This window comes from Mesorhizobium muleiense (genome assembly GCF_900099905.1).
Classification (GTDB): Bacteria; Pseudomonadota; Alphaproteobacteria; order Rhizobiales; family Rhizobiaceae; genus Mesorhizobium; species Mesorhizobium muleiense.
Map to the genome: position 1 here is coordinate 1 of NZ_FNEE01000047.1, position 8,501 is coordinate 8,501.

The 8,501-nt window shown below is 60.5% G+C and carries 8 protein-coding genes; 1 reads left to right on the forward strand and 7 read right to left on the reverse strand.

Annotation, left to right across the window (positions count from 1 at the left end; translation table 11 throughout):
• Positions 1–259: 259 nt before the first annotated feature.
• The 7 genes from BLT09_RS33165 to BLT09_RS35425 all read right to left on the reverse strand — a co-directional run bounded on the left by BLT09_RS33165 (position 260) and on the right by BLT09_RS35425 (position 6,488).
• Entirely contained in the window at positions 260–1,177 is a 918-nt protein-coding gene (locus BLT09_RS33165; RefSeq protein ID WP_236473419.1) for an IS3 family transposase, read from the reverse strand.
• A complete protein-coding gene (locus tag BLT09_RS35420) occupies positions 1,171–1,437 on the reverse strand; it encodes a transposase (protein ID WP_027033127.1) in 267 nt (88 codons plus the stop codon). The genes BLT09_RS33165 and BLT09_RS35420 overlap by 7 nt, the downstream gene beginning before the upstream one ends.
• A gap of 47 nt (positions 1,438–1,484) precedes the next feature.
• The gene (locus tag BLT09_RS33170; protein WP_091600653.1) at positions 1,485–2,819 is read right to left on the reverse strand and encodes a phosphopantetheine-binding protein; all 1,335 of its coding nucleotides are present in this window, start codon (positions 2,817–2,819) and stop codon (positions 1,485–1,487) included.
• Positions 2,820–2,899: 80 nt separating this feature from the next.
• Positions 2,900–3,598 (reverse strand): AMP-binding protein, encoded by a 699-nt coding sequence (locus BLT09_RS33175; RefSeq protein ID WP_091600654.1) that lies wholly within the window; start codon positions 3,596–3,598, stop codon positions 2,900–2,902.
• A complete protein-coding gene (locus BLT09_RS33180; protein ID WP_128342005.1) occupies positions 3,493–4,002 on the reverse strand; it encodes a class I adenylate-forming enzyme family protein in 510 nt (169 codons plus the stop codon). The genes BLT09_RS33175 and BLT09_RS33180 overlap by 106 nt, the downstream gene beginning before the upstream one ends.
• A 413-nt stretch (positions 4,003–4,415) precedes the next feature.
• The gene (locus tag BLT09_RS33185; RefSeq protein WP_091600656.1) at positions 4,416–6,059 is read right to left on the reverse strand and encodes an MFS transporter; all 1,644 of its coding nucleotides are present in this window, start codon (positions 6,057–6,059) and stop codon (positions 4,416–4,418) included.
• A 12-nt stretch (positions 6,060–6,071) separates the two neighbouring features.
• The gene (locus BLT09_RS35425) at positions 6,072–6,488 is read right to left on the reverse strand and encodes a hypothetical protein (RefSeq protein ID WP_236473422.1); all 417 of its coding nucleotides are present in this window, start codon (positions 6,486–6,488) and stop codon (positions 6,072–6,074) included.
• 1,520 nt (positions 6,489–8,008) lie between these two features.
• On the opposite strand from BLT09_RS35425, the gene BLT09_RS33195 reads away from it, so the two are divergent.
• Positions 8,009–8,501 (forward strand): NAD(P)/FAD-dependent oxidoreductase (locus BLT09_RS33195; protein WP_139172731.1); only part of this gene is annotated, 493 nt, incomplete at its 3' end.

Consider the following 8,501-nt stretch of genomic DNA (forward strand, 5'->3'; position numbering starts at 1 on the left):
ACACTATGGCGAACGCCTCACCGAAGCGACTCCACGGCATCGAACATCGATAGCTAGCAGCGCGACGTGCTGGCGGATCCGACTGAGCGAGTCCTGCGGTGGATGGCAAAGATGCGGCGCTTGGAGCGTTGGTTAACGTGGTCATGTTTTGCAACAGCCACAAGCGTCGGAGCGGCATCGATGACCTGCTGCCCCAGCGCCGTTCCTCGCGTGATCCCGGCGCTCGGCAACTCCCTGGTGGTGACGTTGCCCCCAGTTTCTATCCAGTTTTGAGTTCGTTTCCGGCGTGGGTTGTGCCCTGCTGGGCGGGTGAAGCGACGGGCGCTGGCGCGGAGCCTTTCGCATAGCGCAGCGCGAGCGACCGTCGCGGATTGAAGGTGGTGGCGAACTCGGCCGGGGTCTGCCAGGCGATTTGGGAGTGCGGCCGCGCGGTGTTGTAGTCGGCGCGCCACAGGGCGATGGCTACGCGCGCCTGAGCCAGCGAGGTAAACAGCGTCTCGTTGAGCAGTTCATCGCGCAGTCGGCCGTTGAAGCTCTCGATGAAGCCATTCTGCATCGGCTTGCCGGGCGCAATGTAATGCCATTCGACGCGGTTCTGATCCGCCCAGGAGAGGATGGCGTTCGAGGTGAACTCGCTGCCATTGTCGCTGACGATCATCCTGGGCCGGCCGCGCTCGGTGGTGAGCCGGTCCAATTCGCGGGCAACCCGCATGCCCGAGAGAGACGTATCAACGATGAGTGCGCAGGCACTCTCTCGTGCAGTCGTCGACGACGGCCAGGATGCGGAAGCGGCGCCCGTCGATACGAAGTCGAGCGACCAGCGCTCGTCGGGCCTCAGCGGCACCAGCATCGGCGCCCTGGTCCCGATCGCCCGCTTGCGGCCGCCACGGCGGCGAACGGCGAGCTTCTCCTCCCGATAGAGCCGGAACAGCTTCTTGTGGTTCACGACCAGGCCCTCCCGCCTCAGCATCACGAGAAGACGCCGGTAGCCGAACCGGCGTCGCTCCTGCGCGATCGCCTTCATCCGCTCGCGAACCTCGCGGTCGTCCGGCCTGCTGGTCTCGTAGCGAACCGTCATGCGGCAGCAGCCGATGGCTTTACACGCCCGCCGTTCGCTCATCCCGAAGCCTTCCTTCAGGCGAGCGACAGCTTTCCGCTTGGCCGCGGGCGTCACCATTTCTTTCCCACAAGATCCTTCAACGCGGCATTGTCGAGCATGGCGTCGGCCAGAAGCCGCTTCAGCCGCGTGTTCTCGTCCTCCAGCGCCTTCAGTCGCCGAGCCTCGGAGACATCCATCCCGCCGAAGCGGGCCTTCCAGTTATAGATAGAGGCGTCGCTGACCCCGTGCTTGCGGCACAGATCGGCAACCGATACCCCGGCCTCATGTTCCTTCAAAATTCCGATGATCTGCTCTTCAGAGAAGCGGCTACGTTTCATGTCCCGGTCCTCTCGATGGGCCAGAACGAACTTCAAACCGGATTAGATCAGAGGGGCAAGGTCAGGGAGGCTCGCCGATACGCGAGCCAGCCGACCAATTGTTTTTGCAACCAGAATACTACCAGGCCTGATGCGAGACCGATCGAAATGGCAGCTGCCGGGCCGGCAGGCTGGTGCGTGCCCAGGTCGAGTTGCGGAAGCAGCCAGTCGGGGATTACGCGGTGAAAAAGATAGATGTGATAGCTGGCGGCAGAGACCGGCAGGATCAGGCGCGCCGTCCAACCGGGCAATGTAATGCGTGGAATGAAAAGCAGAACGAACACCGCGCCGAGCACCAGCATGAACTTGACCCAGGAACCTGTCCAATTGCCGCCCCACCAGGCCAGCACCAGGCAGAGAATAGCGATGACGGAAAAGAAGGCCTTCCGTTTGGGCGGCGTGTCGAGGAAGTACAGGCACCAGCCCAGGACGGCCAAATAAAGCATGTCAGGAAGGGTGAATATTTGCGGTCCGCCGATGTACCAGACGAGGGGCGTGAGGAACTTGGCTGCTACTGCAATTGCCAGCACGAAAATGCCAGAAACGAGCGGCATTGCATGTGCGATGCGCCGCGCCTGCGGAATGGAAAACAGGATCACCCATAGAAGAATGGTCTGCGCGTAGGCCTCAACGAACCAGTACAGATACGGCATCATGTGCGGCGGTGCGGTAAAGCCGAGATTGCCAACGAGGAAGACCGAAGGCCAGAGCACCTCGCCCCGCGCCAGGGAGAAACCCGCGACGACAGGCGCATAGAGTGCGAGGTTGGCTGCCAGCGGCCGCAGCACCGCGAGCGTATCGCCGGCGAACAGCCGCTGGCGCTGAAAGCGAGCCAGGCTGAAACCGACCAGCATCACGAGTGTGGCGGCTCCGCCCGGAATAGGCCAGAGCGTTGCGTGATGGATGACAACCAGCAGGATCGCGGCAGCACGCAGGATCAGTTGGCTGTCGATGGACCGACTATGGTTCCTCGGTTCCGCGGTTCGGGCAAGGTCGCCAAGGGGCATGGTTCCCCATCCCTCCGGCAGGCTCCCAAGTTGACGTTCCAGGGTTAGCGAGAGCTGCACGTAGAGCAGCGAGTCGCCGCCGAGCGTTTCGAATGTGTCGCTGGGACCAACTTGACGCGGATAGAAGGCATTCCTGAAGGCGTCCAGGACATCCATGGCCATCTGCTGACGCGGGGCTAGCAGGCGAGCCTGAAGCGAAGCATAGTCGATCTTCCCCGAGGCAAGTTTCCGCAACGACGTCGCCCTGCCGACTTTGAGGTGCGGCCTTGGCAGTCCGGTTGCAGCCATCAAGACCTCGAGCACCTCGTTGTCGTCGACATTGGGTGTTGTCACCATCGCCAGAATGCGTTCATCGTCTCCAACGACTGCTGCGGCGATCCCAGCTTTCTCAAGCGCTGCTTCAATTGCGTCGTGGCTCAGGCGGAGGCCCGCGATCTTCGCTTGCGGCGACCGACTATCGAGTAGAACCCGCGATCATCACGCTTTGCGATATCGCCTGTACGCAAATCCGCGACTTCGTACGCCCTTGCCAGATCCGCCCGTCGATGGGCATAGCCCATCATCACATTGGGACCTCTGTAGATGAGTTCGCCAGGCTCGCCATTTTGTTCGATTGGCCGGCCGTCTTCATCAGCCAACCAGAGTTTGCCGCCCGGGATGGCAATGCCGATGCTGCCCAGATTGCCCTCGAGCTCGCCGGGAGGAACATAGGGGATGCGAGCGGTTGCCTCGGTCTGCCCGTACATCATGAAGAAGCGCGCAGACTTGTCCGCGAGATGACGCCGAAAGGTCTCGGCCAAAGCTTGCTGCATGCGTCCGCCGGCTACCGGCATGAAACGCAACGCTGGCAACTCGTGCCGCCGGAAGCCGGCGTGGTCCATCATTTCGAAGGAGTAGGGAACGCCACTAATGTTGGTGCAGGAAGCTTCACGGATCTCTTGAGCAAAGCCGGTGTGGGAGGCACCGTGTTTCGGGAAATAGATGCTGGCACCTGCCTCGAGGTGAGAATTCAAGACTGAGAGGCCGTAGGAATAGTGGAATGGCAGGATAAGCGCTGCCCGATCCCGGTGGTCGAGTTCCAGATAGCTGACAATGGCCGCGGCATTGGCCTCGATTGCGCGGCTGACAGACGAACATACCGGCTCTTGCCGGTGCTACCGGAGGTACCTAGCAGCACGGCGAGATCGGGATGCAGTGCGCCATTGGACTCCCCGGGTTCCGCGCGGCAGCACCAGCGGGCGTCTACGCGTCTGCAGATGATTTCGGGTGCATACTCGGCGACGAAGTCGTCCAGAGCCGACGCGTTGCAGGGCGGGATCAATGCGACGACGTGCTTGCCGTGCAAGGCTGCCAGGTAAGAGATGACCGCGTGTTCCGTCGGCTCGGCTGCTACCGCGATCAGCTTTTTCTCCGGTCCGAACTCGGCTGCCAACGCTGTGACACGCCGCGCAAGATCGCGGTAGGTGATTGGCGTGCCGCCGGGAAAGATCAGCGCCGGATGATCGCCGTATTCGTTCAAGCGCCGGGTTAATCCCATTCCCCTGATCTCCGTCAATCTGAAAGGCTTATTGCAGCCATCAGTGCAGTCGGGGACGGCGGCTATCACGTCTGTTGACTCGCTGCATCAACTTTCCTGGGTGTGTAAGCTCGGGAGCGGAGGGCATCGGTTTCGAGCACACGCGGGCTCTTCTCCGCTCGACAATGGGGAAACGTAAGGACCGACGGCCGCGTGGCTGTCAGCCATCTGATCACATCACCCGAAGTTCACCGGCGGACGTTTGCTGTACGTTTGTCCTACCAACTCGGTAGCTGACTTTTGACCATCGTTTAGGTTCAATGTGACGGCCTGGCCAGGCAGCACGGGAGCAGCAGGCAGGCGCGCGACTGCAGCCGACGAGTTGATCACCGCGCTTGTTCAACATCATCATGAAGTCACCTCGGAGGACGAGAAACGAATGTTGAGGCACGGGAACGAGCTGCCTCGGTCGTTCGCTCAATGGCAAGCACTGTATGCGGAGGCCGCTCCCCCTCATGCAGGGCCAGGAGATGATCGCCGACTTCCTTATCCGCTGCCGTGAGGCGATGATTGAGGCGAAGAAAATCCATCCAGGTTGGCGTGCGGAATGTCTCTGTCCAAAGTGAAGGCGTCTGAAGGTTTCTTTGGAGCGTCCAGTTTCGTGCACCGGCCCGGCTCTGAACGTGGCGCCTTGCGCGCATGCAGGACAGAAAGGCCTCGATATTCTCCTCGGATATGGAATACTCAGTTTTGGCAACGATAGGGCCACTTCTGGGTTTCAGATCGAGCGCCAGTTCCGGTGGATGAAAACCGGAACTTTCTTGATCGGTTTCTTCCCAAGGCCGCACCGGCAACACTATTCCCGCCGCTGCAACCAGCAGCAGAGCCCCCGCGGCGCCCTCCAAAGCTGAGGTCAGGGAGTAGTTCTGCGCGACTGTACCCCAGATCCAGCTGCCAGCTGCCATACCTCCAGCGCTCAAGGCGTAGTAGATCGAGAGCGTTCGGCCGACAACCCACCTTGGGCTTGCCAGCTGCACCGACACGTCAATGCCCGTCCAGGTGATAAGCCAACCCGCGCCACCGAGCGATAGCGCAATTGCCGCCACAGGGACCGACGATGTAAGTGCAAGGGAAAGGCAACATGCTGCACAGGCGACAGAAGCGAATGCTACCAGCCTGTTTTGAGACGTGATCCTCCTTAGGAATCCGTTGCTCATGCCCGCGATGAAAGCCCCCATTCCGAAGCCGGCCAACAAAATGCCGTAGACGATCGGCCCGCTCTTCAACTGATCCCGCACGACGAGCGGGAGCAGCGCGAGGATCGAAATGCTGGCGAGCCCGAAAAGGGCTGCACGGGCGGTCGCCGCCCTTATCTCCAAGGACATCGCCGTGAAGCGCACGCCGTCGTGAATCGCCGTCACCATTCTCTCACGAGGGAGAGGCGAAGTGCGAACTTTCCATTTCGTGCGCCATAGTGCGCCTAGAGGCGCCAGATCACTCAGCGCGGCTAGGGCGAAAGCGGCCAGCGGTCCAAAGAAGGCCAGGATTACGCCCCCCAAAGCCGGTCCTATGCTCCGCACTATGTTATATCCGACAGACATCAGCGTCACGGCAGCCGGAATGTCGCGCTTGTGAAGGATATCGCCGACGGAGGCATGCCATGCCGGATCGTTTACCGCGAAGCCGCAGCCGGCCAGGAAGCCCAATCCGAGTAGGAGCCAGGGATCGACAAATCCCAGACCCACAGAAATCATCAGCGTCGTTGACGCCAATGCGATCAAGCAGTGTCCCGCAAACATGACCCTTCTGCGGCTGAAGTTGTCGGCGATGGCGCCGGCGAGAATTGAGAGGAAGAACACCGGTAATGTCGATGCAGCCTGAACGAGTGCGACCATCAGGTCGGACGCCGAAATAGTGGCCATCAGCCAACTGATGGCAACCGTTTGCACGAGCCACCCGAGGCTGGATATTTGTGTGGCAGTCCAGATGGAGCGAAATGCAGGGTTGCGAAGCGGGGCAAGCGTCGTTGGAACGGCCGGATGAGGATCTTCGTGCTGCACGACGTTTTTACCTTAAACGACGCGCGACGTTCTCGTCGTCGCCGTCACCCCTCCTGAGACCATGCTCGGCAGTTCCGCGTCGCAGTTGATCCCGACAAGGAACGCTACAAGTCCATCGTCGGCGAGCATGTGATTCTGCCGATCGTCGGCCGCCGCATCCTGATCGTCGTTGATCACCGATTGGGAATCCTTTCCTTGTGATCTTGCATTCCTTAGTGCTTCCTCCTCGGATTGAGGATAGTCAGTTAGCTGCCTCGCCGGAGCGATAACATGGTGCGTACCTGGCATGGCGAGGCCGGTAAGTTTCACAATGGTTTCATCGCTGCTTGCCTGTGGGCGTCGTCCGAGGTCTGTTAAGTCGGCATTGCGCGTGAGCAGAGCGTAGATCAGCGTGAACAGCCGACGCGCGGCATCTCGGTCGACGCTCACTCCAGCTTCGGCGCACAACCAGTGCCGCCGCCGACGCGCAGGGTGGCAAGACTCTTGGGGACACCGCGCCGCTTCATCTCTGACCGTTGCGAACAGGCTCCCCATGACGGAGCGCACCATCTTCCGCCTGGTCGACGTCTGGGGGCTCACAAGTGGGGACATATGCAAGTTGCTCGCCGATAGCGATCAGCGGAAGGATTGCCGGAAGCATAGTCGCATGCAACGTTGCATTGACAGCTTATGGCGATTGGGCATCTCAGGAATCCGGCGTTTGTCCCCAGACGAGCGCAGGTTTAACCGTGGATCCCCAAAGGCACCTACCCTTAGGCGCTCCAGATGCGCTGGGTACGGCTTGCCCTGGCGGCTCGTGGGTGCGCGGCAATCTTGCCAGCTCCGCCAGCATCCACCCTCAGGTTCGGCGACGAGAGACGGCTTTCCTGCCGGCGCCGTTCTTCCTGAGCGCGGTCATCAGTATCGGCCTATTCGGGCTCCCACTGGATAGCCGTGAAGGAATAAGCGTGTCACCGTTTTTTTGCACATTTAAACCCACAACGCCGATCTCCTGCGTTGATCGGGCATGATTCGCGTAAATCGGCCACTCAGATGCGCTACAATCATCAGGTGCGCTGTGATTGGTCCGATCCTCTTATTGTAAGCCGACTTGATGCGGGTGATTCAGAACTTTTGCAGCGGATTCGCAACTACGCCTCCTCCCAAGGCGCACCGGCCCGGCAGCGAGCTCAGTCTCCTGCCGGGCCTTCTGAGTGTCTGCGCAACGTTAGCCAGCGTCGGGCCTTCAACCAGTCTCACTCCGCCTTAGGTCGGCAAGACTGCCCTCCTCAAGCTTTGCGCTGGTGTCTCTTGGCATCCACCTTCGTTGTCCAGACCGGCGCTCACGAGTTTCGCGGGTTATTGTATTTGAGAGGAGAAGGGCAGTGGGACAATATTTAGACTCTACTTAGCTTGAGACAGCAATCCGACTGCGCAGCCGATGCGCTGCAAAAAACAGTCACAAAGGGACCGAACACCCGCCCTTCATTTTTGTGGCTTTTGTTTTGTGCTGGCCTAGCTGCAGTCGGTAGTCGACGAGCGGGAACCATTCGGATCACCCCGGAAGCGTTTTCCGCCTTTAATGGCCAGGCACCTGACGGAAAGTTGATCGGGTTTGGGCCCGACCTGTTGGCCGAATTGGAAAAGCGAATGGGGTCAAATGCGACCTGTTCGCGCAGAGCCTCGGACCTCATGATCACGGGTCTCACCGACGGCAAGAATCATGCAGCAATGCTTGAAATGGCATTCGCGCGAGAACTGTCGATCTCGCGATTTTTCTCTACGGCGGAGTATTGAGAGACAGAAGGTACGCCAGCCCAGGTGTTCCTTGATCCCACATCAGACCGATACCGCCGTTTTGTAAGGCTCGCAAAGCGGTAATGGCCCTTTGATCCGCGAAAATGATCAACGTCGAGAGCTCGTTGCGCTGCTGCTAGGGCAGGGACTTTGAAGATGAGAGGGTGGAAAGAATGCTGAACGACAGACGGTCCCATGGGCTTTGGGAGCGGACAGCTCCGCCGCCGCCTGCAACGGAGAGGCTGGGATGTGACCTCGTCGCCGACGTCGCGATCGTCGGCGCCGGCTACACCGGGTTGTCCACCGCGCTCCACCTTGCCGAGCGGGGCCTGGACGCTGTCGTGATCGAGGCAGCCGAAATTGGTTTTGGCGCCGCCGGGCGAAGCACCGGGTTGGTGAATGCGGGCCTTTGGGTTATGCCCTCGGCGCTCAAGGAGACGCTCGGTCCGCTCTATGGCGATCGTTTGCTTAATTTGCTGCGCGATTCCCCACGCACCGTCTTCGAGATCGTCGACAAGCACAACTTGCAGTGCGAGCTGAAGCGGGCCGGCACGATCCATTGTGGAGCCGATAAGAAGGGCGTTGCCGAGATCGCGGAGCGAGCTCGGCAGTGGCAGGCGCTCGGCGCCCCGGTGCACATCCTCGACGCCGGGGAGACGCGTGCCA

What these genes read in the sequence shown, in the direction of transcription:
- BLT09_RS33170 (WP_091600653.1), bottom strand. Translation starts at nt 2,819, where the DNA reads ATGGTGACAACACCCAATGTCGACGACAACGAGGTGCTCGAGGTCTTG.
- BLT09_RS33165 (WP_236473419.1), bottom strand. Translation starts at nt 1,177, where the DNA reads ATGGTGACGCCCGCGGCCAAGCGGAAAGCTGTCGCTCGCCTGAAGGAA.
- BLT09_RS35420 (WP_027033127.1), bottom strand. Translation starts at nt 1,437, where the DNA reads ATGAAACGTAGCCGCTTCTCTGAAGAGCAGATCATCGGAATTTTGAAG.